The sequence below is a fragment of the Streptomyces ortus genome (assembly GCF_026341275.1).
Taxonomy (GTDB): domain Bacteria; phylum Actinomycetota; class Actinomycetes; order Streptomycetales; family Streptomycetaceae; genus Streptomyces; species Streptomyces ortus.
This window is the reverse complement of the sequence record NZ_JAIFZO010000002.1, coordinates 5,708,975-5,733,009: the sequence shown is the minus strand read 5'-3', so window position 1 is coordinate 5,733,009 and position 24,035 is coordinate 5,708,975. Positions and strand designations below refer to the sequence as shown.

Below are 24,035 nucleotides of genomic sequence, written 5' to 3'. Positions count from 1 at the left end.
CGCAGAACTGCGGCCGCCCCTTCCCGGCAACGCCAAACCCAGTGGAACGACTACGCCGACATGGGCCGCTGCACCCTGATCGACTGCAGCAGCCCCACCGCTACCCACACGGCGAACATCGACGACCCTCCGTACGAGACGAAGGGCAGCGGCAGCCCGGCCACCGGCATGATGCCGAGGGTCATGCCGACGTTCTCGAAGGACTGGAAGGCGAACCAGGCGATGATCCCGGCGGCGACGATCGTGCCGTACAGCTCCGTCGTCTCGCGGGCGATGCGGCAGGCGCGCCACAGGACGACGCCGAGCAGGAGCAGGATGAGCCCCGCGCCGACGAAGCCCAGCTCCTCGCCGGCGACCGTGAAGACGAAGTCGGTCTGCTGCTCGGGCACGAACTGGCCGGTGGTCTGCGAACCCTTGCCGAGGCCCGTGCCGAACAGTCCGCCGGAGCCGATCGCGATCCGTGCCTGGTTGGTGTTGTAGCCGACGCCCGCCGGGTCCAGCGCGGGGTTGGCGAACGCGGCGAAGCGGGCGATCTGGTAGTCGTCGAGGATCTTGAGCTGCCAGACCGCGATCGCCCCGAGCGCACCGGCCCCGATGAGACCGAAGATCCAGCGGTTGGAGGCGCCGGAGGCGAGCAGCACGCCGAGCACGATGATGACCATGACCATGACCGAACCGAGGTCGGGCATGAGCAGGACGATCAGTATCGGTACGACGGCGAGGCCGAGCGCCTGCACGACCGTGCGGTGGTCGGGATGCGGTTTGTCGCCCGCGTCGACCCGGGCCGCGAGCAGCATCGCCATGCCCAGGATGATCGTGATCTTCACGAACTCGGAGGGCTGGAGCGAGAAGCCGCCGCCGATGATGATCCACGCGTGGGCGCCGTTGACGGTCGCACCGAGCGGGGTCAGCACCAGCAGGACCAGGAGGAGCGAGAGTCCGTAGAGGACCGGTACGGCCGTGCGCAGGGTGCGGTGGCCGAGCCAGACCGTGCCGATCATCAGGGCGAACCCGATGCCCGTGTTGAGCAGATGCCGGAACAGGAAGTAGTACGGGTCGCCCTGGTTGAGCTCGGTGCGGTTGCGGGTCGCCGAGTAGACGAGGGCCGCGCCGACGAAGGAGAGCGCGAGGGCCGCGAACAGTATCGGCCAGTCGAGCCTGCGGGCCAGTGAGTCACGGGCGAAGACCCGCGTCCAGCTGGCCCGTTCGGGCCCGTATCCGGAGACGGAGAAACCGTTTCCGCCGGTCATACGAGCGACCCCCGCCTCTTCTTCGGGCGGCGCGCCGAGCGCCTGCGGGTGTCACGGTTGGTGCCGGTGCCGGGGTTCCGCGTGGTGGCCGCCGGGTTGTCGTACGCCACCTGCTGCTGCCCTTCCTCGGTGGCCTGCTCCTCCGCCTTGGGCGGGTACTCCTCGGCCTTCGGGGAGTCGATCGACCCGTCCTTCTCGACCTTCGGCAGGTTCTTCTGCGGCGTGTAGAGCAGCGCCTTCTTCTTGTCGATCTTGCCTTCCTCGGAGACCCCGTACAGCGCGTTGTAGATCTTGCGCACGGCGGGGCCCGAGGCGCCGGAACCCGTACCGCCCTGGGAGATGGTCATGATGACCGTGTAGTCCTTGGTGTACGTGGCGAACCACGAGGTCGTCTGCTTGCCGTAGACCTCGGCCGTACCCGTCTTGGCGTGCATCGGGATCTCGTCCTGCGGCCAGCCGCCGAACCGCCAGGCGGCCGTACCGCGGGTCGCGACTCCCGCGAGGGCACCGTCTATCGCGTCGCGGGTCTTCTTCGTCATCGGCAGCTTGCCGTGCGACTTCGGCTCGATCTCCTGGACGGACTTGCCGTCCGCGCTGACGATCGCCTTGCCGACGGTCGGGTTGTACAGCGTGCCGCCGTTGGAGATGGCCCCGTAGATCGTCGCCATCTGTATCGGCGTGACGAGGGTGTCGCCCTGGCCGATCGAGTAGTTGACGGAGTCACCGGCGCGCATCCGGTTGCCTTCGAGGCAGTTCTCGTACGCGATCTGCTGCGCGTACGAGCCGCCCTTCTTGCCGTACTTGCACCAGGCGTCCTTGTTGGCCTTCCAGTAGTCCGACTTCCACTTGCGGTCGGGGACACGGCCGGTGACCTCGTTCGGCAGGTCGATGCCGGTCTCCTTGCCGAGGCCGAACTGGTGGGCCGTCCTGTAGAACCAGTCCTTGGCGTTCTTCTTCGGCTTGATGCCGCCGTCCTTCTTCCACTCCTCGTGGGAGAGGCTGTAGAAGACGGTGTCGCAGGAGACCTCCAGGGCGCGGCCGAGGCTGATCGGGCCGTACCCCTTGGACTCGAAGTTCTTGAAGACCTGGCCGCCGATGGAGTACGAGGCGCCGCACTGGTAGGGGCCGTCGAAGGAGTAGCCCGCGTTTATGGCGGCGGCCGTCGGGACGACCTTGAAGATCGAGCCGGGCGCCGACTGGCCCTGGATCGCGCGGTTCAGGAGCGGGTAGTTGGAGGCCTTGCCGGTGAGGTTCGTGTAGTCCTTGCCGGAGATCCCGCCGACCCAGGCGTTCGGGTCGTAGGACGGGTTGGACGCCATCGACACGACCCGGCCGGTCTTGGCCTCCATGACGACGACCGCGCCGGAGTCGGCCTTGTAGTTCTCCCCGGTGTTCTTGTCGAACTCGGTACGGGCGACCTTCATCGCCTCGTTCAGTTCGTACTCGGCGACGCGCTGGACGCGGGAGTCGATGCTGGTGACGACGTTCGCGCCGGGCTGGGCCTCGTCGCTCTCGGCCTGGCCGATGACCCGGCCGAGGTTGTCGACCTCGTAGCGGGTGACGCCGGCCTTGCCGCGCAACTGCTTGTCGTACTGGCGCTCAAGGCCCGAGCGGCCGACCTGGTCGGAGCGCAGGTAGGGCGAGTCGGTGTCCTCGGCCTTGGTGATCTCCTCGTCGGTGACGGGCGAGAGGTAACCGAGGACCTGGGCGGTGTTGGCCTTGCCGGGGGCGGCGTAGCGGCGTACGGCCTGCGGCTCCGCGGTGATGCCGGGGAAGTCCTCGGCGCGCTCGCGGATCTGCAGGGCCTGCTTGGGCGTGGCCTCGTCGGTGATGGGGATCGGCTGGTAGGGCGAGCCGTTCCAGCACGGCTGGGGCGTCTTCGCGTCGCACAGCCGGACCTTGTCCCGTACGTCCGCGGCCTTCAGGCCGAGGACGTCCGCGAGCTTGGCGAGGACGGCGTCGCCGTCGTCCTTCATCTTCAGCAGGTCGGTGCGGGAGGCGGAGACCACGAGCCGGGTCTCGTTGTCGGCGATCGGCACGCCGCGGGCGTCCAGGATCGAGCCGCGCACGGCGGGGCTGACGACCTGCTGGACGTGGTTGCCCGACGCCTCCTTGGCGTACTCGTCGCCGTTGCGGATCTGGAGGTACCAGAGCCGTCCGCCGAGGGTGCCGAGGAGGGACAGGACGAGGATCTGGATGACGATGAGCCGGATCTGGACCCGCGGGGTCCGGCCGGTCTCGGGAATGTTGGTCACAGTCGCTTGACCCCCTTGATGCGTCCCGCCCGGGCCATCCGTGCCTTGGCGGCCTTCACTCTCAGTCCGCCGCGCTGGCTGCCGATGCGCAGGCCGGTGCCTGAGCTGATCCAGCCCGCGGCGACGTCGGCCGACTTGCCGGACCCCCCGGTGTCGGCGAGCGGATCGTTCTCGGCGCGCCGGGCCAGGGCCATGATGCCGGGGACCACGAACGGCGCGAGCAGCAGGTCGTACAGGGCGGCCGTGAACAGCAGACCGCCGAGGCCCACATGGCGGGCGGCGGTGTCGCCGACGAGGGCGCCCACTCCCGCGTACAGGAGGGTGGAGCCGATCGAGGCGGCCACCACGACGGCCATCGGGCCGGTGGCGGACTTGAGCTGGCCGTTGTCGGGCTTGGCGAGTCCGGCGAGGTAGCCGATGACGCAGAGCACGAGGGCGTAGCGGCCGGCGGCGTGGTCGGCGGGCGGGGCCAGGTCGGCGAGCAGGCCCGCGCCGAAGCCGACGAGGGCGCCGCCGACGTGGCCGTAGACCAGCGCGAGGCCGAGGACGGTGAGCAGCAGCAGGTCCGGTACGGCGCCCGGCAGGTGCAGCCGGGCCAGGACGCTGACCTGGATGACCAGGGCAACGATCACCAAAGTGGCGGAGAGCAGCATTCGGTTGAAGCGCATGGGGAAGTCAGCTCCTACTGCTCTTGCTGCAGGCCGTCGGCGGGCGCGTTCGCGGAGGGCGTGACCGTGACGGTCACGGTCGGCGTGGGCGTGGGCTTGGGTTTGGCGGGCAGCACCTCGTCGCGCGGGTCCTTGCGCGGGGCCTGGACGACGACACCGACGATGTCGAGCTTGGAGAAGGACACGAACGGCGTGACGTAGATCGTGCGGGTCAGGTCGCCGCCGGAGGGGTCGACGCGGGAGACCAGGCCGACGGGCACGCCGGGCACGAACGGCTTGTCGGCCTGGGAGCCGAAGGTGACCAGCCGGTCGCCCTTCTTGATCTTGGCCTTGCCGTTGAGCAGTTCCACGCGCAGCGGGCGGTCGCCCTGGCCGGAGGCGAAGCCGAGCTCGTCGGTGGACTCCATGCGCGTGCCGACCGTGAAGTCGGGGTCGTTGGCGAGCAGGACCGTGGCGGTGCCGGGGCCGACCGTGGTGACGCGTCCGACCAGTCCGTCTCCGTTCAGGACGGTCATGTCGCGCTTGATGCCGTCGTTCGCGCCGACGTCGATGGTGACGGTCCAGGAGAAGCCCTGGGCCGCTCCTATGGCGATGACCTCGGCGCCCTTGATGCCGTACTGCCCGGCGCCCGCCGTCTTGAGCATCTTGTCGAGTTGCGCGCTGCGGCTGCGGTTGCGGTCGTCGCTGCCCAGTTTCGCCTTCAACTCGGCGTTGTCGCGCTCCAGTCGCGTGACGCGGTCGTGGCGGTCACCGGAGTCCTTCACGGCCTGGATCGCGTTGCCGACGGGGTCGACGGCGGTCGACACCCCGTCCTCGATCGGGCCGAAGACCGTGGCGGCGCCACGGCGGGCACCGTCGACCGGGGAGTCCTCACCCCCGCGGATGTCCACCGTGATCAAGGCGAACGCGATGGCGATCAGCAGCACCAGGAGCAGCCGGCTCTCTCGTGTGTCCCTCACGTGCGACGGCCGTGCCTTCCTCGTCGGAATTCATGTATGGCTCACCCAACAGGTTCCCCGGGAGTCGTGACGACCTCCGGGAACCCTGAGGAAACCCCGGAGCATCAGGTCGGGCACCGGGTCGGCGCCCGATCGGGCGGCACCCGCGGTGGTATGGGGGAGCTTATGCCTCAATATCAACGATCCGCCGTACGAGAAGGGATCATCTCGTACGGCGGAATCGAAGAGTTACGTCATCTGCGCGGCTGGGCGTCCAGCACCTGCTGGAGCGCCTCGAACTCCTCCACGCACTTGCCGGCCCCGAGGGCCACGCTGTCCAGCGGGTCCTCGGCGATGTGGATCGGCATGCCCGTCTCGCGCCGCAGCCGCTCGTCGAGGCCGCGCAGCAGGGCGCCGCCGCCGGTGAGCACGATCCCGCGGTCCATGACGTCGCCGGACAGCTCCGGCGGGCACTTGTCGAGGGTGGTCTTGACGGCGTCCACGATCGAGTTGACCGGCTCCTCGATCGCCTTGCGGACTTCGGCCGCCGAGATCACGACGGTCTTCGGAAGGCCGGAGACCAGGTCCCGGCCGCGGATTTCGGTGTGTTCGTCATTGTCGAGGTCGTACGCGGAACCGATCGTGATCTTGATCTGTTCGGCCGTCCGCTCACCGAGGAGGAGCGAGTACTCCTTCTTGATGTGCTGGATGATCGCGTTGTCCAGCTCGTCGCCGGCGACCCGGATGGACTGTGCCGTGACGATTCCGCCGAGCGAGATGACCGCGACCTCGGTGGTGCCGCCGCCGATGTCCACCACCATGTTGCCGGTGGCCTCGTGGACCGGCAGACCGGAGCCGATGGCGGCGGCCATGGGCTCCTCGATGATGTGCACCTGACGGGCGCCGGCCTGGGACGACGCCTCGATGACGGCACGGCGCTCGACGCCCGTGATGCCCGAGGGCACACAGACGACGACGCGCGGACGGGCGAGGTAGCGCCGCTTGTGGATCTTCAGGATGAAGTAGCGGAGCATGCGCTCGGTGATCTCGAAGTCGGCGATGACACCGTCCTTCAGCGGGCGCACGGCAACGATGTTGCCCGGCGTCCGCCCGATCATCTTCTTCGCTTCCGCGCCGACCGCGAGGATGCCACCGGTGTTGGTGTTGATCGCGACGACGGACGGCTCGTTGAGTACGATCCCGCGACCCCTGACGTACACCAGCGTGTTGGCGGTCCCGAGGTCGACAGCCATGTCACGGCCGATGAACGACATTGAGTTCCCCATCAGGATTCGTCTGGCCTTCCCAAGTGGAGCTTTTGATGGCTTTTCAGGATGGCGAGGGTGAGCGCTGTGACGTGAAGACTTCCATCGTAGTCTCGCCTGCACGAACACTGCGCGAGGGTCTTCGCCATTGTCAGCAGAAGACGCGCCGCCTCGCTTGTGGAGACGGGCCATCGGGGGAACGCGTTCCCCCGATCGGCACGCATATGCCCGCAGACGGCCCTCATTGTGCGTCCCATTGTGTGCGGACCGCAGGTCAGACGCTACCTGTCTGACAGAGCTTCAGGGGATTTTCGCTTCACAAGATTTTCACCGGGGCCGGGTCCGCCTCCGGGCGAGGCGGCCCCGGCCGGTCCCGCGATTACGCCAGACCGGGGAAGAAGATCTTCAGCTCGCGCTCGGCGGACTCCTCGGAGTCCGAGGCGTGGATCAGGTTCTCGCGGACGATCACACCGAAGTCACCGCGGATGGAGCCGGGGGCGGCGGCGATCGGGTCGGTCGGGCCAGCGAGCGCCCGTACGCCCTCGATGACGCGCTCGCCCTCGACGACCAGCGCCACGACCGGGCCGGACGCCATGAAGGTGACCAGCGGCTCGTAGAAGGGCTTGCCCTGGTGCTCGCCGTAGTGCTGCTCCAGCGTCTCCTGGTCCAGGGTGCGCAGCTCCAGCGCGGTGATCTGCCAGCCGGCCTTGCGCTCGATACGGCTGATGATCTCGCCGGTCAGGCCGCGACGGACCGCGTCGGGCTTGAGAAGGACGAGGGTGCGCTGGCTCACGGTGGTGGCTCCTTCAGGGTCACGAATGTGCGGATGACGAGGCTACAGGGCGCCCTCCTGGGGGCTCCGCCCCCGGCCCCGTTCAGGGCCCCACCCCGGCCCCCCTTCACGGGCTCCGCCCCGGCCCGGTTCGCGGGCTCGCCCGCCGACTCAGTTCGCGGGCTCCGCCCTCGGCCCCGTTCGCGCTGACGCGCTTGTCCTCAAACGCCGGACGGGCTGAAAGACGGGGGCACGGCCCGCCCGAAAGACAGGCGCGCGGCGCGGCTGGAAGACAAGCGCCCAGCCCGTTTCGAAGACAGGCGCGCGGCGCGGCTGGAAGACAGGGGCGCGGCGCGACTTAAAGCCAAACGCCCAGCCCGTCTCAAAGACAGGCGCGCGGCGCGGGTGGAAGACAAGCGCCCAGCCCGTTTCGAAGACAGGGGCGCGGCGCGGCTGGAAGACAGGGGCGCGGCGCGACTTAAAGCCAAACGCCCAGCCCGTCTCAAAGACAGGCGCGCGGCGCGGCTGGAAGACAAGCGCCCAGCCCGTTTCGAAGACAGGCGCGTGGCGCGACTGAAAGACAAGCACCCAGCCCGTCTCGAAGACAGGCGCGCGGCGCGGCTGGAAGACAGGGGCGCGGCGCGACTGAAAGACAAACGCCCAGCCCGTCTCAAAGACAGGCGCGCGACGCGGCTGGAAGACAGGGGCGCGGCGCGACTGAAAGACAAACGCCCAGCCCGTCTCAAAGACAGAGGCGCGGCGCGGCTGGAAGACAGGGGCGGAGCCCCGTCTTTCAGGGGCGCGGGGAACTGCGCGGCCAGCACCCGCAGAGGCCCACCATCGAAACTACGCAGCTCGTCCGGCGCCCACGGCCGAACCCACCCAGCCCGTCCGACGCCCCCCGCCGAACCCACCCAGCCCGTCCGACGCCCCCCGCCGAACCCACTCACCCCGTCCGGCGCCCCCACCCGAAACCGCTCAGCCCGTCCGGCGCCTGAGGACAAGGGGGGCCCGGGGGAACCCCGAGGAAACGACGGAACCCCGCCCTATCCCCCCACCTCCGCCTGCGCGGCGAACCGCGCCTTCGCCTCCTCCACCTTCCGCCCGTAGTGCACGGACGCCCACCACAGCGCGGCGAACACCGCGCCGAGGAAGAACATCACCGGCACCACGAACCCGCTCGCGATCAGCAGCACCTGCAGGGCCCAGCCCAGCTGCACACCCCCCGGCCGCGTGATCACCCCGCACAGGAGCAGGCACAGCACCATCGCGATCCCGCACACCGTCCAGACCGTGGCCATGGACAGATCGGGATCCTTCATCGCCACGAGCCCGGCGAACCCGATCACGAAGAACTCACCGATCAGCGTCGAAGCACAGAGCGTCCGCACGGCTCTCAGCCCCTTCCCAGCAGCAGCCGGGCCTCGCCGACCGTGATGACGGAACCGGTCACGAGGACGCCGCCGCCCGCGTACTCGGCCTCTTCCTCGGCCAGCGTGATCGCGGCCTCCAGCGCGTCGTCCAGCCGGGGCTCCACCTGCACGCGGTCGTCCCCGAACACCTCGACGGCGATACCCGCCAGCTCGTCCACGTCCATCGCGCGGTGGCTGGAGTTCTGGGTCACGACGACCTCGGTGAAGATCGGCTCGAACGCTTCGAGCAGCCCCCGTACGTTCTTGTCGCCGCTCGCGCCGACGACGCCGATCAGCCGGCTGAAGTCGAAGACCTCCTGGACCGCCTCGGCGGTGGCGCGGGCGCCCGCCGGGTTGTGCGCGGCGTCCAGGACGACGGTCGGCGACTTGCGGACGACCTCGAGACGGCCGGGCGAGGTGACCGACGCGAAGGCCTTGCGGACCGTGTCGATGTCGAGCGGCTCGGGCCGCTGGGACCCGACGCCGAAGAACGCCTCCACGGCGGCGAGCGCCACGGCCGCGTTGTGCGCCTGGTACGCCCCGTGCAGCGGGATGTACACCTCTTCGTACTCCCCGCCGAGACCGCGGAGCGTCAGCAGCTGCCCGCCGACCGCGACCCGCCGGCTCACCACACCGAACTCCAGCCCCTCGCGGGCCACGGTGGCGTCGACCTCGACGGCCTTCTTGAGCAGCACCTGCGCGGCGTCGACGGGCTGCTGGGCCAGGATGACCGTCGCGTCCTGCTTGACGATCCCGGCCTTCTCCTTGGCGATCTCCCCCGGGGTCCCGCCGAGCCGGTCCGTGTGGTCCAGGTCGATGGGGGTCACCACGGCGACATCGCCGTCGATCACGTTCGTGGCGTCCCAGCTGCCGCCCATGCCGACCTCCACGACGGCCACGTCGACGGGCGCGTCCGCGAAGGCCGCGTACGCCATGCCCGTGAGCACCTCGAAGAAGGAGAGCCGGTACTCCTGGGCCGCGTCGACCATCTCGACGTACGGCTTGATGTCCTGGTACGTCTCCACGAACCGCTCGGCCGGGATCGCCGCCCCGTCCAGGCTGATCCGCTCGGTGATCGACTGGACGTGGGGCGAGGTGTACCGGCCGGTGCGCAGGTCGAAGGCGCCGAGCAGGGCCTCGATCATGCGGGCGGTGGACGTCTTGCCGTTGGTCCCCGTGATGTGGATCGAGGGGTACGCGCGCTGCGGCTCGCCGAGCACGTCCATGAGCGCGGAGATCCGGGCCACGGACGGCTCCAGCTTGGTCTCGCCCCACCGCGTGGCCAGCTCGGTCTCGACCTGGCGCAGGGCCTTGTCGGCCTCGGGGTCGTCCGGGCGCGCGGGAATGTCGGACTGCGGCGCGGGGCCCTGCGTGCGCAGGGTGCGGCTGCCGGCCTCGATCACGGCGAGATCGGGATCGCGCTCCGTCTCGGCCTCGACGATCGCATCGAACGGATCGAACGGATCGGACCCACTGCTGTCCTGCGGAAGCTCACTCACCCCCCCAGTCTACGGAGCCCACCCACGCCCGCTGTGGGAGGGCGCAACCCTCCCGGGAGCGGCGCAGCCCTCCCAAGGGGCGCGGGGAACTGCGCGGCCCACACCGACCCACCTGCACCCGACAACCCTCCCGGGAGCGGCGCAGCCCTCCCGAGGGGCGCGGGGAACTGCGCGGCCCATACCGACCGACCCGCACCCGACATCCCGCCCCAGGTGGGCTCAGCCGTCCGCCAGGACCACCCCCACTACACCCGCGGCAACGCCTCCAACTGCGCCGAGAGCCGCGCAATGTCCTCGTCCGCCTTCGCGAGCCGCCCCCGGATCTTGTCCACGACCTGATCCGGCGCCTTGGCGAGAAACGCCTCGTTGCCGAGCTTGGCGTTCGCCGCCGCCTTCTCCTTCTCCGCGGCGCCAAGATCCTTGGCAAGCCGCTTCCGCTCGGCCGCCACATCGATCGTGCCCGAGAGGTCGAGCGCGACGGACGCCCCCGCGACCGGCAGCGTCGCCGTGGCCGAGAAGTCGTCCCCCTCCGGCTGCAGCCGCAGCAGCTGCCGGATGGCCGCCTCGTGCGGAGCGAACGCGGTCCCCTCCAGGGACAGCCGCGCCGGCACCCGCTGCCCCGGCTGCAGCCCCTGATCGGCGCGGAAGCGACGGACCTCCGTGATGACCTGCTGCAGCGCCTCGATCTCCCGCTCGGCGCCCGCGTCCCGGAAACCGCTGTCCGCGGGCCAGTCGGCGATCACGACGGACTCACCGCCCGTGAGGGTCGTCCAGAGCGTCTCCGTGACGAACGGCACGACCGGGTGCAGCAGCCGCAGCGTGACGTCCAGGACCTCGCCGAGGACCCGCTTGCTGACCTCGGCCGCGGGCCCGCCCGCCATGAACGTCGTCTTCGACAGCTCGACGTACCAGTCGAAGACCTCGTCCCACGCGAAGTGGTACAGCGCGTCGGAGAGCTTCGCGAACTGGAAGTCCTCGTAGTACGCGTCGACTTCCGCGACGGTCTCGTTGAGGCGGGACAGGATCCACCGGTCCGTCGCCGACATCGCGGACGCGTCCGGCAGCGGCCCCTCGACCGTCGCGCCGTTCATCAGCGCGAACCGCGTCGCGTTCCAGATCTTGTTGGCGAAGTTACGGGCCGCCTGGACCCAGTCCTCGCCGATCGGCACGTCCGTACCGGGGTTGGCGCCCTTGGCCAGGGTGAACCGGACGGCGTCCGAGCCGTACCTGTCCATCCAGTCGAGCGGGTCGACGACGTTGCCGAACGACTTCGACATCTTCTTGCCGCGCTCGTCACGGACCAGACCGGTCAGCGCGATGGTCTTGAAGGGGACCTCGCCGTCCATCGCGTACAGACCGAACATCATCATCCGGGCGACCCAGAAGAAGATGATGTCGTGGCCGGTGAGCAGGACGTCCGTCGGATAGAACTTCCGGAGGTCCGGGGTCTGTTCGGGCCAGCCGAGCGTGGAGAACGGCCACAGGCCGGACGAGAACCAGGTGTCGAGGACGTCGGTGTCCTGCCTCCAGCCCTCGGCCTCCGTGCCGGGCGGCTGCTCGTCGGGGCCGACGCAGACCGTCTCGCCGTTCGGGCCGTACCAGATGGGGATGCGGTGGCCCCACCACAGCTGACGCGAGATGTTCCAGTCGTTGAGGTTGTCGACCCAGTCGAAGTACCGCTTCGACATGTCCTCGGGGTGGATCTTCACCCGGCCGTCGCGGACCGCGTCACCGGCGGCCTTCGCGAGCGGGCCGACCTTGACCCACCACTGCAGGGACTGCCGCGGCTCGATGGTGGTGCTGCAGCGCGAGCAGTGTCCGACGCTGTGGACGTACGGGCGCTTCTCGGCGACGATCCGGCCCTGCGAGCGCAGTGCGCCGACGACGGCGGAACGGGCCTCGTAGCGGTCGAGTCCCTCGAAGGGGCCGTGGACGGTGATGACCGCCCGCTCGTCCATGATCGTCAGCGACTCCAGGCCGTGGCGCTGCCCGATGGCGAAGTCGTTCGGGTCGTGGGCGGGGGTGACCTTGACGGCACCCGTGCCGAACTCGGGGTCGACGTGGTGGTCCGCGACGACCGGGATGGTGCGGTCGGTCAGCGGGAGCTTGATGCGCTTGCCGACGAGGTGGCGGTAGCGCTCGTCGTCGGGGTGGACGGCGACGGCGGTGTCACCGAGCATCGTCTCGGCACGCGTGGTGGCGACGACGAGGGTCTCGTCGCCCTCCCCGTACCGGATGGAGACGAGCTCGCCGTCGTCCTCCTGGTAGTTCACCTCGATGTCCGAGATGGCCGTCAGACAGCGCGGGCACCAGTTGATGATGCGCTCGGCGCGGTAGATCAGCTCGTCGTCGTACAGCTTCTTGAAGATGGTCTGGACGGCCTTGGACAGGCCCTCGTCCATGGTGAACCGCTCGCGGTCCCAGTCGACACCGTCCCCGAGCCGGCGCATCTGGCCGAGGATCTTGCCGCCGTACTCCTCCTTCCACTGCCAGACGCGCTCGACGAACTCCTCGCGCCCGAGGTCCTGCCGCGACTTGCCCTCCTCGGCGAGCTGCTGCTCGACCTTGTTCTGGGTGGCGATACCGGCGTGGTCCATGCCGGGCAGCCACAGCGCCTCGAAGCCCTGCATGCGCTTGCGGCGGGTGAGAGCGTCCATGAGCGTGTGCTGGAAGGCATGCCCCAGGTGCAGGGACCCGGTGACGTTCGGCGGCGGAATGACGATGGTGTACGGCGGCTTGTCGCTGTTCGCGTCGGCGGTGAAGTAACCCCGCTCGACCCAGCGCTCGTACAGCTTCCCCTCTACCTCGGCCGGCGCGTACTGGGTCGGCAGTTCGGGGGCGTTGGCTGATGGCTGCTGCTGAGCGTTGTCGGTCACCCGCCCAGTTTAGAGGTGTCACAGCCTCGCTCCGAAACCCGATTACTTGGTAACGGTGCGGCCCCCGCCGCTCCGGCGCCCCTCGGCCTGGGTGAGGATGTTCGCACCACATAAGTATCTGGAGGGGAACCCAGAATGAGCTACAACCAGCCGGGCCCGTACGGCGGGCAGCCTCAGCAGCCCGGGCCGTACGGTCAGCCGGGTCCTTACGGCCAGCAGCCGCAGGCCCCCCAGCCCGGCTACGGCTACCCGCAGCAGGCTCCGCCGCCGCAGCCCGGCTACGGGTACCCCCAGCAGGCCCCTCCCGGCGTCCCGCCGCAGCAGCCCGGCTACGGCCAGCAGCCGCCCGGCGCCCCCTACGGCGCCCCGATGCCGCCGGCGCCCGGCGGGGGCAAGAAGAAGACGGGCCTGATCATCGGCGCGGTGGCGGTCGTGGCCGCGATCGCGGTGGGCGCGTACTTCGTCATCGGCGGCAGCAACGGCGGCTCCGCGGACGTCGCGAACGACGGCCCCCACAAGCTGACGACGCCGGCGACCTTGCTCACCGAGTACAAGAAGAGCGAGGGCTCCGGGGACGGCATGTCCAAGTCCGACCTGAAGGACGCCGAGTCCTGGGGTGTGAAGAACCCCAAGGACGTCAGCGCCTCCTACCAGTCCGGCGACAAGGACAACCCGCTGGCCGGCAAGCTGCTCAGCTTCGGCGGGGTGTACGGGGAGATCGACGACCCGGAGAAGGCGGTGGACGATTTCTTCGCCTTCATGGAGAAGGACGCCAAGGACGAGGACGTCACCTTCGTCGGCAGCTCGAAGGCCTACGAGCCCAGCTCGCTGGAGGGCGCCGTCCTGAAGTGCCAGCAGGCGAAGATCGACAACTCCGGCGGCAGCACGGGCGAGCCCAAGGAGATGAACGTGACGTACTGCGCCTGGGCGGACCACAGCACGCTCGGCTTCGTACTGCCCATCGAGTTCTCCGACGCCGCGGCGGGCAAGAGCTCGGACCCGGCGGAGGTGGCCGAGACCACCGCCAAGGTGCGCAAGGAGGTCCGCGTCAAGCTCTGAGTGACGCGGCACGCGCAAGGGCGAAGGGCCCCGGTCGGTGACCGGGGCCCTTCGCCGTACCTCGCGTCCGTGCGTGACGGCTACGCCGTCTTCTGCTCGCCCGGTCCCCGGCCCCGCGCGTCCCGCGGAATGAGCGTCGGGTTCACGTTCGAGCGGACCACCTCCGAGGTGATGACGACGCGGGCCACGTCCTTGCGGGACGGGACCTCGTACATCACCGCTTGGAGGACCTCCTCCATGATGGCGCGCAGGCCGCGCGCGCCGGTCTGGCGGAGGATGGCCTGGTCCGCGATGGCTTCGAGGGCCTCGCGCTCGAAGTCCAGCTCCACGCCGTCCAGTTCGAACAGGCGCTGGTACTGCTTCACCAGTGCGTTGCGCGGCTCCACCAGGATCTGCAGGAGGGCCTCGCGGTCGAGGTTGTGGACCGACGTGATGACGGGGAGGCGGCCGATGAACTCGGGGATCATCCCGAACTTCACCAGGTCCTCGGGCATGACGTCCTCGAAGCGGTCCTTCGCCTCGAGTTCCTTCTTGGAGCGGATCGTCGCGCCGAAGCCGATGCCCTTGGCACCCGCACGGGACTCGACGAGCTTCTCCAGGCCCGCGAAGGCACCGCCCACGATGAACAGGACGTTCGTCGTGTCGATCTGGATGAACTCCTGGTGCGGGTGCTTGCGTCCGCCCTGTGGAGGCACGGAGGCCGTGGTGCCCTCCAGGATCTTCAGCAGGGCCTGCTGGACGCCCTCGCCCGACACATCGCGCGTGATCGAGGGGTTCTCGCTCTTGCGAGCCACCTTGTCGATCTCGTCGATGTAGATGATGCCGGTCTCGGCCTTCTTGACGTCGTAGTCCGCCGCCTGGATGAGCTTCAGCAGGATGTTCTCGACGTCCTCGCCGACATACCCCGCCTCCGTCAGCGCCGTCGCGTCCGCGATGGCGAACGGGACGTTCAGCATGCGGGCCAGCGTCTGGGCGAGCAGCGTCTTGCCCGAGCCCGTGGGGCCCAGCAGCAGGATGTTGGACTTCGCCAACTCGATGGCGTCCTCGCGGTTCTGACCCGTGCTGTTCTCGCCGGCCTGGACCCGCTTGTAGTGGTTGTACACCGCGACCGAGAGGGCCTTTTTGGCGGACTCCTGGCCTACGACGTAACCCTCGAGGAACTCGTAGATCTCCCGGGGTTTGGGAAGTTCCTCCCAGCGCACCTCGCTCGTCTCAGCGAGCTCTTCCTCGATGATCTCGTTGCAGAGATCGATGCACTCGTCGCAGATGTACACACCAGGGCCTGCGATGAGCTTCTTGACCTGCTTCTGGCTCTTGCCACAGAACGAGCACTTGAGCAGATCGCCGCCGTCACCGATGCGTGCCACGGTGTGCTTCCCCTTCGCCTGGGAGACGCCTAGGTACAGCGGCTCCTGGTGCTGCCTTATGTCCGACGGTACCTTGCCGAGCCCCCCGTTCGGGCCCCCCTTGGCGCGGTTCACTTTGTCGTGAACCGCGTCAAGGAGCGGCAGACGATACAGCGATGCGTCACGCGACCGCGGCGTTGTTCATCTTCCGGGTCGAGATGATCTGGTCGACCAGACCGTACGCGAGGGCGTCCTCGGCCGTGAGGATCTTGTCGCGCTCGATGTCCTCGCGGATCTTCTCGATCGGCGTCGTCGAGTGCTTGGCCAGCATGTCTTCCAGCTGACCGCGCATCCGAAGGATCTCGTTCGCGGCGATCTCGAGGTCCGAGACCTGGCCGCGGCCGGTCTCGCTATAGGGCTGGTGGATCAGCACGCGGGCGTTCGGAAGTGCCATGCGCTTGCCCGGCGTTCCGGCCGCCAGGAGGATCGCGGCGGCCGAGGCGGCCTGACCCATGCAAACAGTCTGGATGTCCGGCTTCACGAACTGCATCGTGTCGTAGATCGCCGTGAGCGCCGTGAAGGAGCCGCCGGGGCTGTTGATGTAGACCGAGATGTCACGGTCGGGGTCCATCGACTCCAGGCACAGCAGCTGCGCCATGACGTCGTTGGCGGAAGCGTCGTCGATCTGCACGCCGAGGAAGATGACGCGCTCCTCGAACAGCTTCGCGTACGGGTCGTACTCACGCACGCCCTGCGAGGTGCGCTCGACGAAGCGGGGGATGACGTAGCGGGACTCCGCGCGAGGACCCGTGTACTCGGCCTGCGCGCGGTCGTGCAGTCCGCTGCCGGGGAAGTCGTTCACTGTGTCTCCTGAAGAGCCTGATAAGGGCTGGGGCGGTCGGCTGGGGTCTCGGAGCGGCGGGCGTCGGCCTGGGCCGGCACCGGGTCGGCGCTCGGGCCGCCCTAGGCCGCCCCGGTGCCGCCGCCGCCCGGCATACCGGCAGCGGTGGGCATGATGTCGTCGATGAGGCCGTACTCCTTGGCCTCGATCGGGTCGAACCAGCGGTCCCGGTCGGAGTCGCGGGTGACCTGCTCCACCGTCTGGCCGGTGTGGAACGAGGTCAGCTCCGCCATCCGCTTCTTGGTGTGCAGCAGCCGCTCGGCGTGGATCTTGATGTCCGACGCGGAACCGGCGAGACCGGCCGAGGGCTGGTGGATCAGGATCTCCGCGTTCGGCAGCGCGAAGCGCTTGCCCGGAGTGCCCGCGCTCAGCAGGAACTGGCCCATGGAGGCCGCCATGCCCATCGCGATCGTCACCACGTCGTTCTTGATGTACTGCATGGTGTCGTAGATCGCCATGCCGGCGGTGATCGAGCCGCCGGGGCTGTTGATGTAGAGGTAGATGTCCTTCTCCGGGTCGGAGGCAAGGAGCAGCAGCTGTGCGGTGATCTTGTTGGCGATGTCGTCGTCGACCGCCTGGCCGAGGAAGATGATCCGCTCGCCGAGCAGCCGGTTGTAGACCTGGTCGCCGAGGCCACCACCGATGGGGTCGCCGGCGGCTGTGGGCATCAGATTCGTCACGTATCCACCTGCTCGTCTTACGACGGCGCCGGGCCGTCTACACGTCTTCTGCTGGGGGCGTGGGACCCCGTGTGCGTGCCGTGTCGGACGGCTCCGGGGACTCCCCTGCCCTCGTACTCATGGACCCTAACGCGCGGGTCCCTCCGGGGAATCCCGCAGAAGGAACTGTTCGCTGTGAGCGCATGTGCTCCGCCGGGTCGAGCAGGGAATTCACCGCCCGCGCCCCCTCTCAGGGGCGCGCGGAGCCGCACGGGCGACCCACCACGGGCCGCACCCGCCGACACCCCTCCGGAGCCCTCTCGGGAGGCAGCCGCGACTGCGACCCGGCGGGGGGCCGGAGAGAGGGCTGCGGGCCCCCAGGACGTGTCCTGGGGGCCCGCAGCCGCGTACCGCGAGGCGATCAGGCCTCGGTCTTCTCGGTCTTCTCCGGGGCGGCCTCGGGGGCCTCCTCGGTCGTGCTCTCGGCGGCGGCCTCGGTCGAGGTCTCCGTGGAGGCCTCGTCCTCGTCCTCGTCGTCGAGGTCCACGACCTCGCCGTTCGTGTCCTTGACGGTGGCGGCCTCGACGACCACGGCAAGAGCCTTGCCGCGGGCGACCTCGCCGACCAGCATCGGAACCTGGCCGCCCTCGACGACCGCCTGGGCGAACTGGTCGGGAGACATGTTCGAGGAGGCCGCACGCCGCATGAGGTGCTCGGTGAGCTCCTCCTGGCTGACGTTCAGCTTCTCCTTGTTGACGAGCTCGTCCAGGACGAACTGCGTCTTGATGCCCTTGACCGCGGCTTCCTTGGTCTCGGCGTCGAACTCCTCGGCCGTCTTGCCCTGGATCTCCAGGTACTTCTCGAGGTCGAGGCCCATCTGGCCGAGCTGGTGGTGCTCCAGGTTGTGCTTGCGGGTGTTGATCTCGTCCTCGAGCAGCTTCTCGGGGACGGGCACCTCGACGAGCTCCAGCAGTTTCTCCAGGACTCGCTCCTGGGCCTGCGTGGCCTGGTCGTACTGCTTCATGTTCTCAAGGCGCTTGCGGCTGTCGGCACGCAGCTCTTCGAGGGTGTCGAACTCCGACGCGAGCTGCGCGAAGTCGTCGTCCAGCTCGGGCAGCTCGCGCTTGGCGACCTGGCTGACCTTGACGGTGACCTCGGACTCCTTGCCGGCCGCCGAGCCGCCCTTGAGCTCGGAGGCGAAGGTGGCCTCGCCACCGGCCTCCAGGCCCTTCACGGCGTCGTCGATGCCGTCCAGCAGCTCACCGGAGCCGATGGTGTAGGAGACGCCGCTCGCGACGCCGTCCTCCAGGACCTCGCCGTCGACCTTGGCCTCCAGGTCGAGGGTGACGACGTCGCCGTCCTCGGCGGCACGCTCGACGGGGGCGGTCGAGGCGAAGCGCTCACGCAGCTCCTCGACGGCCTTGTCGACGTCCTCCTCGCTGACCTCGACGGCGTCGACCTCGACCTCGATGCCGGAGTAGTCCGGGATCTCGATCGTCGGGCGGACGTCGACCTCGGCGGTGAAGTTCAGCGTCTCGCCGTCCTTCAGCTCCGTGATGTCGACCTCGGGCTGGCCGAGGACGTTCAGCTCGGCTTCGTTGACCGCGTCGGTGTAGAACTTCGGAAGCGCGTCGTTGACCGCTTCCTCGAGAACCGCACCGCGGCCGAACCGCTGGTCGATGACGCGAGCCGGAATCTTGCCCTTCCGGAACCCCTTCACCGTGACCTGCTGGTTGATCTTCTTGTACGCCGCGTCGAGGCTGTCCTTGAGCTCCTCGAAGGGCACCTCGATGCTGAGCCGAACCCGGGTCGGGTTCAGGGTCTCCACGGCGCTCTTCACGGTTCGGTCTCCTTGGGGGCTGACTTCTTTGGGTTCTACTGACGGTCCCTACCGGAAACGGCGGGGCCTCAGCGGACTGGCGGCCCTTGAGGGACGTAAAAATGCAGACACACGGGCGCGCAGTTTGCATACTAGCCGCAGGCGGTACACGCCCCAAAAAGGTGATCTCGCCGGTGGTCCGGCACGGTGGTCGGGGTGGCGGGATTTGAACCCACGGCCTTCCGCTCCCAAAGCGGACGCGCTACCAAGCTGCGCCACACCCCGTCTGGTGCGTCACGTAGGGTACATGCCCGCGGACCGTGCCACGCCCGCATTTCCCGGGGCGCCGCCGCCCGCCGGAACGGGGTGTGCGGCGAGGGCGTACGACCCGCTACGATGCTTCAGTGCCGCGGGTCACTGACCTGCGGTGCGTGCTGTGCGGGCGTAGCTCAATGGTAGAGCACTAGTCTTCCAAACTAGCTACGCGGGTTCGATTCCCGTCGCCCGCTCCAAATGACGTAGGGCCAGGTCAGAGGTAAATCCCTCCGCCTGGCCCTTGTCGTTTCCGGGGGCACCGTTCAGTCCGACGTGTCCCCCGCGTGCCCCTTCGACTTTCGATCTTGCTTCTTCTTGGCCTTCCGAGTCTTCTTTCGGCTCTTGTCGACAAGGCCGCTCACCGCATCGGCGATCAGCCGGTCACGGTCGACGCTCGCGTGCTGATAGATCAGTGCCGCGCGGGCGGTGCTGTGGCCCATCCGGGACATCAGCTCTCGCGTGCTCGCGCCGGTCGACGCGGCAAGGGTGTTGCCCGTGTGCCGGAGATCGTGGAAGTGCAGGCCCTTGACGTCGGCGTCCGAGCACGCCTTGTGCCACAGCCGATTGAAGTGGTTCCGCCGCGGAGTCGCCTTCTTGGCGCCGATGAAGACCCGGCCATCAGCTCCGTGTTCGGCGTACACGGCCAGGTGGACGCGGATGTCCGGGATGATCGCGGACGGAATGGCCACAGTGCGTTTGCCCGCAGCGCTCTTGGGCGCCTTGATCTCGCGCTGTCCGTTGTTCAGCTCGGCAACGGCACGGCGGACGCGTACGGCTCCGTGGTCGAGATCCACGTCACGGCGATGCAGACCGATCAGCTCTCCCCAGCGCAGGCCCAGGAAGCCGGCCATGAGCACGAGCGCCCGGTAGCGAGGCTGGATCGCGTCCGCCAGGGCGTAGACCTCCTGCACGGTGGCGGTGGGCCGCTCCGGGGTGTGCACGGTGCTCGCGCCCTTGATCGTGCACGGGTTGCGCCTGATCATCTGGTCGGCCACGGCGGTGCCCAGGATCGCGCGCAGCAGGGCGTACGCCTTGGCCACCGTGGTCGGGCCGGTGCCGGCAGCGAGTTTCTCGGCCCGCCAACGTCGCACGAACGGGGGCGAGATGTCCGCGACGTTGACCGCCCCGAAGGTCGGTTCGAGGTGGTGCCGCAGGAGGGAGCGGTAGAGCTGCCGGGTGGTCGTGGTCAGCTCCCGTTCCATGATCCAGGCAGCGGCGTACGGACCGAACTCCACCTTTCCCGCGTCCGGGTCGTGCCAGTCCCCACGGCGTAGCTCCGTCTGCTTGTCGGCCAGCCAGTCATCCGCGTCCCGCTTCGTGCGGAAGGTCTCCGGGGCCGGGCGGAGCTGTCCGTCAGGACCGGCGTAACGGGCCTGGTAGCGCCCGGACGGGAGCTTGCGGACACGGCCGAACTGTCGACGCCCGGCCATCAGGCGACCGCCCGCAGAGCCGTCGAGGAGCGGCGGGGTTGCACCGTGTTGGCCGCCATGTACGCCTCTACGACGCTCTCTCGTATGCGAACGTGCCGCCCGACCTTCACGTACTCGATACGCCGTTCCTCGATCAGCCGCCGAGGGAAGCGCACCGTCGTTCCCAACCGTTCCGCGACTTGCTCCACGTCCATCAGCCGATCCATGACGCGTCCTCCCCCTGGGCGTTGGAATCTTGCAGAGCTTCACGTGCGGTCTCGCGGTTCTGTTGGATGTCCCGGCGGATGTTGGCTGCGAACCAGGATTCGCCGGGGGTGTAGCCGTGGCCTGCGTAGGTCCAGTGGGAGAGCACGAGGGTGGTTGCCTCCGGGTGGTCGTCGGGGTCGGGCAGGCCGAGGGAGGCGCGTTGCTGGGCCGCGCGGTAGTCGGCACGGGCCTGTCGGAGGGCGCCGAGGGTGGTCGAGTAGCGGCGGGACTTCGTGGAGAAGTGGCCGCGGAAGCCGAGCATGTGAGCCCAGTCGCGGAGCTTGCGTTCCGGGTAGAGCGCGTGGAGGTCTAGGCACGCTTCAATCAGCCGGCGGGGGTGGTCGGGCACGCCGAGCAGGATCAGCGCCTCTTTGTTGCCGACCCGGCGGTCGACGGTGCCGGTCGTCTCTGCCGCCTTCGTGGCGTATTTGGCGACGTAGGAGGCAACGGCCTGTTCCGTGAGGTCTTCGCCGTTGCCGAACGCGCCGATCGGCTGGACGTCGAGCTGTGTGCCCCACCGCAGGGTGCGAGCGGGTTGGTCCCCCGCGGGTGCGACGTCGACCGCTACTCGAGCGGCAGCGGCATGGATGGCGTCCGTGAGCAGGCCGATGCCGGCCCAGTGCGGGGGCGGGGAGTCGGGCCCGTCCGGTCCGTCGAAGCGGATCACCGCGTGGAAGTGGACGGCACCGCGCTTCTGGTACTCCGCGACCTTCCCGAAGGACAGCCGGGACTGTTCGCGGGCGTCCTTCTGGGTGAGGCCGGCCCGCTTGGCGATCTCGCGGCGGAGGTAGATCGTGAAGTAGCGCCACAGGTCGGAGGCGTGGTTGTTCCACAGCACCGCGCCCGCGTAGTCGTACGTCTCAGGGGCAACAGGCGTACCCAATACTGGGTTTTCTTCCTCGTGCCGGACCCCGCAGCGGCACGGCCGGTTGCCGGGCCGGTTGTGGACGGGTCCGAACGAGGGTGCGGTGAGGGTGGCGAAGACGCGGGGGTGCTCGCGCACGGTGTGCGGGGTGCCCTTGGCCGGGTCACCGACGAGCCCGGCGCGGATGAGGTGGTAGGTGTCGCCGGCGTAGGTCCAGGCGCAGGCCGGGCAGCGCGAGGCGCGGCGGTTGCCGCAGGCGATGCGGAGCATGCCGCCCGGCTCGTGCTCGGTCGAGTAGGCGTGCAGGACGGTTTTCGTGGTCGGGTCGATGGTCTTCGTGGCGCCGGTGAGGCGGATCGGGTCGGAGCAGCCGCCCGTGCGCTTGATCTGTTCGTGCCAGCGGTCGAAATCATCGGCGCCGGCCACCCTCAGCACATCGGTGAGGGTGGCCGGGTCGAGACCCGCCAGGGTGGCGGTGTCGGTCATCGAGCACCGTCCTTGCGGCTCTTGCGCGGCGGGTCGGAGTGGTAGCGGGCGGTGCCGAGGTCGCGGCCCTCGTGCTCGAAGCGAGGTGCGGTGGGGGTGCGGTCGTTCCAGTCCTCGGCACAGACCTTGTGGACGGACTCTCCGTCGTGGGAGCGCAGCGGGGTGGGCTTGCCGCACTGGGTGCACGGGCAGTCGCCGCGGTGGTCGAAGTGCTCGCCGGAGTTCCAGTTCAGGAATCCCATGGCGGTCACCTGCGGGCGGAGAGAGCGGCAGCGGGGGTGGGGTGACCGATGCCGTTGCAGGCCCGGCAGACGGCGCGCAGGAGGACGCGGGAGCCGTCGCGGTGACGGGCGCCGGTAGTGATCGAGACGACAGGGAAGCCGCCGCAGTCACGGCAGATCGGACGGTTCGAGTTGGAGGCAGGCATGATGGACGGAGCCCTTTCGGATCGGAAGATCGGGAAGAGGTGCAGCCGTCCGGGGCGGCGGATACTTGGCGGTAGAGGCCGCCCCGGAGGGTTACTTGCGGTAGCGGTTGATCGTGTAGGTGAGTCCGCCGGTGGCCGACAGGATGGCGACGGCCGCGCCGGCGATGACCTGGACGACGAAGGCGATGACCAGCAGCACCGCGACGGACCCGGCGGCCACGACCAGGGTCAGGACGATCGGACCCGTGTAGGAGCGCGGAGCCTCTTGGACGATCACGACCCTGCGCACATCCGTGCCGGGCGGGATCTGCCGGTACAGGTCGGCGGGGATGTGACCGGCGCGCATCTGGTCCTCTGGGAGCTGCATGGCGGTCTCCTCCTCTCAGATGCAGCGGTGGGTACGGGCGGCGAGTTCGGCAGCCGAGCGGTCGCGGTGCTCGGTGGAGAACCCGCAGGCGGGGGCGGTGCAGGCGGCGGTGTGGCGGGTCTGGCCGCGTCCGTTGTTGAAGGTGCCGACCTTGACGGGACCGATGCGGATCACGTCGTAAAAGCGGTTCGGGCGCACGGGATGAGACCTCCTGTCAGGTGAGTTGGAGTTCTGCGGCGATGGCGCTGGTCATCGGTGCGGGCAGTTGGAGTCGGGCCGACAGCACCTCGGCAGGCATCGGGGAGCCGGTCGAGGCACGGTGCGTCTCTGCGAGCTTTCGTGCGTGGTCCAGCAGCGCGGCCGGTACCGCAGGCCGGTCGTCGGCCGGAGGGGGCGCGGGTGCGGGGTCGAGTTCGGGCACTGGGGCAGTGACCGGGGCCGGAACGCTCTCGGGTGTGTCGTCGCGGTGGACGTCGACCGAGGGGGCCGGGGCTGTGTCCACAGGCTGTGTGGACACCTCGGGCGGGGCCGGGGTCTTGTCGGGGGCGTGGACCAGGAGCGTGCCGCCGAGGAAGGCGAGCGCGGGCCAGCCGGCGACGAGGATGCGCAGCCAGTCGGGGACGTGTTCCAGGTCGAGGAGTCCGGCGGTGGCGATGTTCGCGCCGAGCGAGGCCACCAGGGCGATCACGAACCAGATCCAGGCCGAGCGGTCCCGGCGGGCGGTCCGGAGTCGGCGCCACGCGGCGACGAGCAGCAGGTCCACCGAGACCGGGTAGGCCCAGGCCTTCCAGCCGGTCTGTCCGGCAGCGTCGGCAAGGTCGTGCAGGTGGGCGAAGGACAGCGCGCCGGCGATGACGGCCTGTACGAGCACGGCGTCCACGCGGATCGAGCGGGGCATGTCCTCACCTCCTTCACAGGGCTTGGGCCGGGGGCGGGGCGAGGAACTGTGTCCGGTCGCCCCGTCCCCGGCGGGATTCAGTCGTCAGCGGGAAGTTCGCCGGCGCCCAGGCAGCTCAGGCACAGGCCGGTCTGCTGGCCCACGACCCGTTGCTTGCGGCCGACACGGACGGTCCGGGAGACCTCTCCGGTGCCACCGCAGGGCGAGCACGGCTTCACGGAGGGCTTGGCGGTCTTGCGGGCCATGAGTGATCTCCTTCCGGATTTCGGCATGGCGCGGGTA

General features: G+C 69.1%; 23 protein-coding genes and 2 tRNA genes. 2 read left to right on the top strand and 23 right to left on the bottom strand.

The annotated features are described in order from the left end of the window. Positions 1 to 50 precede the first annotated feature (50 nt). The 9 genes from rodA to K3769_RS28695 form a co-directional block, all read right to left on the bottom strand. The gene (rodA, locus tag K3769_RS28735) at positions 51 to 1,250 is read right to left on the bottom strand and encodes a rod shape-determining protein RodA (RefSeq protein WP_267029171.1); all 1,200 of its coding nucleotides are present in this window, start codon (positions 1,248 to 1,250) and stop codon (positions 51 to 53) included. Further along, a complete protein-coding gene (mrdA, locus tag K3769_RS28730; protein ID WP_267029170.1) occupies positions 1,247 to 3,505 on the bottom strand; it encodes a penicillin-binding protein 2 in 2,259 nt (752 codons plus the stop codon). The genes rodA and mrdA overlap by 4 nt, the downstream gene beginning before the upstream one ends. Then, on the bottom strand, positions 3,502 to 4,173 hold the full coding sequence (gene mreD, locus K3769_RS28725) for a rod shape-determining protein MreD (protein WP_267029169.1): 672 nt from the start codon (positions 4,171 to 4,173) through the stop codon (positions 3,502 to 3,504). Before mreD ends, mrdA begins: the two co-directional genes overlap by 4 nt. A 14-nt stretch (positions 4,174 to 4,187) precedes the next feature. Beyond that, positions 4,188 to 5,132 (bottom strand): rod shape-determining protein MreC, encoded by a 945-nt coding sequence (gene mreC / locus K3769_RS28720; RefSeq protein ID WP_267029168.1) that lies wholly within the window; start codon positions 5,130 to 5,132, stop codon positions 4,188 to 4,190. 233 nt (positions 5,133 to 5,365) lie between these two features. Beyond that, positions 5,366 to 6,385, bottom strand: coding sequence for a rod shape-determining protein (locus tag K3769_RS28715; protein WP_107016277.1), 1,020 nt, complete (start codon positions 6,383 to 6,385; stop codon positions 5,366 to 5,368). Between the two features lie 370 nt (positions 6,386 to 6,755). Beyond that, entirely contained in the window at positions 6,756 to 7,169 is a 414-nt protein-coding gene (gene ndk, locus K3769_RS28710) for a nucleoside-diphosphate kinase (protein ID WP_267029167.1), read from the bottom strand. 1,025 nt (positions 7,170 to 8,194) lie between these two features. Beyond that, positions 8,195 to 8,539 (bottom strand): DUF4233 domain-containing protein, encoded by a 345-nt coding sequence (locus tag K3769_RS28705; RefSeq protein WP_267029166.1) that lies wholly within the window; start codon positions 8,537 to 8,539, stop codon positions 8,195 to 8,197. A 5-nt stretch (positions 8,540 to 8,544) separates the two neighbouring features. Continuing rightward, positions 8,545 to 10,059 carry a bifunctional tetrahydrofolate synthase/dihydrofolate synthase gene (gene folC / locus K3769_RS28700; protein WP_267029165.1) on the bottom strand — a complete coding sequence of 505 codons (1,515 nt, stop codon included), beginning with the start codon at positions 10,057 to 10,059 and terminating at the stop codon, positions 8,545 to 8,547. A gap of 245 nt (positions 10,060 to 10,304) precedes the next feature. Continuing rightward, a complete protein-coding gene (locus K3769_RS28695; protein WP_267029164.1) occupies positions 10,305 to 12,935 on the bottom strand; it encodes a valine--tRNA ligase in 2,631 nt (876 codons plus the stop codon). Positions 12,936 to 13,070: 135 nt separating this feature from the next. On the opposite strand from K3769_RS28695, the gene K3769_RS28690 reads away from it, so the two are divergent. Further along, positions 13,071 to 13,994, top strand: a complete 924-nt coding sequence (locus K3769_RS28690) for a hypothetical protein (protein WP_267029163.1) — start codon at positions 13,071 to 13,073, stop codon at positions 13,992 to 13,994. Positions 13,995 to 14,074: 80 nt separating this feature from the next. Here K3769_RS28690 and clpX read toward each other — a convergent pair whose 3' ends face one another. The 5 genes from clpX to K3769_RS28665 all read right to left on the bottom strand — a co-directional run bounded on the left by clpX (position 14,075) and on the right by K3769_RS28665 (position 19,004). Continuing rightward, complete coding sequence (gene clpX / locus K3769_RS28685; protein ID WP_107016457.1) at positions 14,075 to 15,361, bottom strand: ATP-dependent Clp protease ATP-binding subunit ClpX; 1,287 nt, start codon at positions 15,359 to 15,361, stop codon at positions 14,075 to 14,077. 160 nt (positions 15,362 to 15,521) lie between these two features. Next, complete coding sequence (locus K3769_RS28680; protein WP_149513660.1) at positions 15,522 to 16,202, bottom strand: ATP-dependent Clp protease proteolytic subunit; 681 nt, start codon at positions 16,200 to 16,202, stop codon at positions 15,522 to 15,524. Between the two features lie 101 nt (positions 16,203 to 16,303). Beyond that, positions 16,304 to 16,909: an ATP-dependent Clp protease proteolytic subunit gene (locus K3769_RS28675; protein WP_107016456.1), complete on the bottom strand. Its 606-nt coding sequence runs from the start codon at positions 16,907 to 16,909 to the stop codon at positions 16,304 to 16,306. Positions 16,910 to 17,321: 412 nt separating this feature from the next. Further along, the gene (gene tig, locus K3769_RS28670) at positions 17,322 to 18,740 is read right to left on the bottom strand and encodes a trigger factor (RefSeq protein WP_267029162.1); all 1,419 of its coding nucleotides are present in this window, start codon (positions 18,738 to 18,740) and stop codon (positions 17,322 to 17,324) included. Between the two features lie 187 nt (positions 18,741 to 18,927). Next, positions 18,928 to 19,004 (bottom strand) — tRNA-Pro (locus K3769_RS28665). Positions 19,005 to 19,157: 153 nt separating this feature from the next. Between K3769_RS28665 and K3769_RS28660 the strand changes: the two genes are divergently transcribed. Further along, positions 19,158 to 19,231 (top strand) — tRNA-Gly (locus K3769_RS28660). A 66-nt stretch (positions 19,232 to 19,297) separates the two neighbouring features. Here K3769_RS28660 and K3769_RS28655 read toward each other — a convergent pair. The 9 genes from K3769_RS28655 to K3769_RS28615 all read right to left on the bottom strand — a co-directional run bounded on the left by K3769_RS28655 (position 19,298) and on the right by K3769_RS28615 (position 23,998). Next, positions 19,298 to 20,464 (bottom strand): tyrosine-type recombinase/integrase, encoded by a 1,167-nt coding sequence (locus K3769_RS28655; RefSeq protein ID WP_267029161.1) that lies wholly within the window; start codon positions 20,462 to 20,464, stop codon positions 19,298 to 19,300. Next, entirely contained in the window at positions 20,464 to 20,658 is a 195-nt protein-coding gene (locus tag K3769_RS28650) for an excisionase family DNA-binding protein (RefSeq protein ID WP_267029160.1), read from the bottom strand. Before K3769_RS28650 ends, K3769_RS28655 begins: the two co-directional genes overlap by 1 nt. Next, complete coding sequence (gene repSA, locus K3769_RS28645; RefSeq protein ID WP_267029159.1) at positions 20,658 to 22,061, bottom strand: replication initiator protein RepSA; 1,404 nt, start codon at positions 22,059 to 22,061, stop codon at positions 20,658 to 20,660. Before repSA ends, K3769_RS28650 begins: the two co-directional genes overlap by 1 nt. After that, positions 22,058 to 22,303, bottom strand: a complete 246-nt coding sequence (locus K3769_RS28640) for a hypothetical protein (protein ID WP_267029158.1) — start codon at positions 22,301 to 22,303, stop codon at positions 22,058 to 22,060. Before K3769_RS28640 ends, repSA begins: the two co-directional genes overlap by 4 nt. A 5-nt stretch (positions 22,304 to 22,308) precedes the next feature. After that, positions 22,309 to 22,488: a hypothetical protein gene (locus K3769_RS28635; protein WP_267029157.1), complete on the bottom strand. Its 180-nt coding sequence runs from the start codon at positions 22,486 to 22,488 to the stop codon at positions 22,309 to 22,311. 91 nt (positions 22,489 to 22,579) lie between these two features. Further along, entirely contained in the window at positions 22,580 to 22,855 is a 276-nt protein-coding gene (locus tag K3769_RS28630; protein ID WP_267029156.1) for a hypothetical protein, read from the bottom strand. A gap of 15 nt (positions 22,856 to 22,870) precedes the next feature. Then, positions 22,871 to 23,053: a mobile element transfer protein gene (locus tag K3769_RS28625; protein ID WP_267029155.1), complete on the bottom strand. Its 183-nt coding sequence runs from the start codon at positions 23,051 to 23,053 to the stop codon at positions 22,871 to 22,873. A 16-nt stretch (positions 23,054 to 23,069) separates the two neighbouring features. Continuing rightward, positions 23,070 to 23,753: a DUF2637 domain-containing protein gene (locus tag K3769_RS28620; protein WP_267029154.1), complete on the bottom strand. Its 684-nt coding sequence runs from the start codon at positions 23,751 to 23,753 to the stop codon at positions 23,070 to 23,072. Between the two features lie 77 nt (positions 23,754 to 23,830). Next, a complete protein-coding gene (locus tag K3769_RS28615) occupies positions 23,831 to 23,998 on the bottom strand; it encodes a hypothetical protein (protein ID WP_267029153.1) in 168 nt (55 codons plus the stop codon). Positions 23,999 to 24,035 lie beyond the last annotated feature (37 nt).

Bases quoted from the DNA above. Each gene is read 5' to 3' on its own strand.
- K3769_RS28620 (WP_267029154.1), bottom strand. From the start codon at position 23,753: ATGCCCCGCTCGATCCGCGTGGACGCCGTGCTCGTACAGGCCGTCATC.
- K3769_RS28715 (WP_107016277.1), bottom strand. From the start codon at position 6,385: ATGTCGTTCATCGGCCGTGACATGGCTGTCGACCTCGGGACCGCCAAC.
- mreD (WP_267029169.1), bottom strand. From the start codon at position 4,173: ATGCGCTTCAACCGAATGCTGCTCTCCGCCACTTTGGTGATCGTTGCC.
- K3769_RS28690 (WP_267029163.1), top strand. From the start codon at position 13,071: ATGAGCTACAACCAGCCGGGCCCGTACGGCGGGCAGCCTCAGCAGCCC.
- K3769_RS28650 (WP_267029160.1), bottom strand. From the start codon at position 20,658: ATGGACGTGGAGCAAGTCGCGGAACGGTTGGGAACGACGGTGCGCTTC.
- K3769_RS28655 (WP_267029161.1), bottom strand. From the start codon at position 20,464: ATGGCCGGGCGTCGACAGTTCGGCCGTGTCCGCAAGCTCCCGTCCGGG.
- repSA (WP_267029159.1), bottom strand. From the start codon at position 22,061: ATGACCGACACCGCCACCCTGGCGGGTCTCGACCCGGCCACCCTCACC.
- K3769_RS28630 (WP_267029156.1), bottom strand. From the start codon at position 22,855: ATGCAGCTCCCAGAGGACCAGATGCGCGCCGGTCACATCCCCGCCGAC.
- K3769_RS28615 (WP_267029153.1), bottom strand. From the start codon at position 23,998: ATGGCCCGCAAGACCGCCAAGCCCTCCGTGAAGCCGTGCTCGCCCTGC.
- K3769_RS28635 (WP_267029157.1), bottom strand. From the start codon at position 22,488: ATGCCTGCCTCCAACTCGAACCGTCCGATCTGCCGTGACTGCGGCGGC.
- K3769_RS28640 (WP_267029158.1), bottom strand. From the start codon at position 22,303: ATGGGATTCCTGAACTGGAACTCCGGCGAGCACTTCGACCACCGCGGC.
- rodA (WP_267029171.1), bottom strand. From the start codon at position 1,250: ATGACCGGCGGAAACGGTTTCTCCGTCTCCGGATACGGGCCCGAACGG.
- K3769_RS28675 (WP_107016456.1), bottom strand. From the start codon at position 16,909: ATGCCCACAGCCGCCGGCGACCCCATCGGTGGTGGCCTCGGCGACCAG.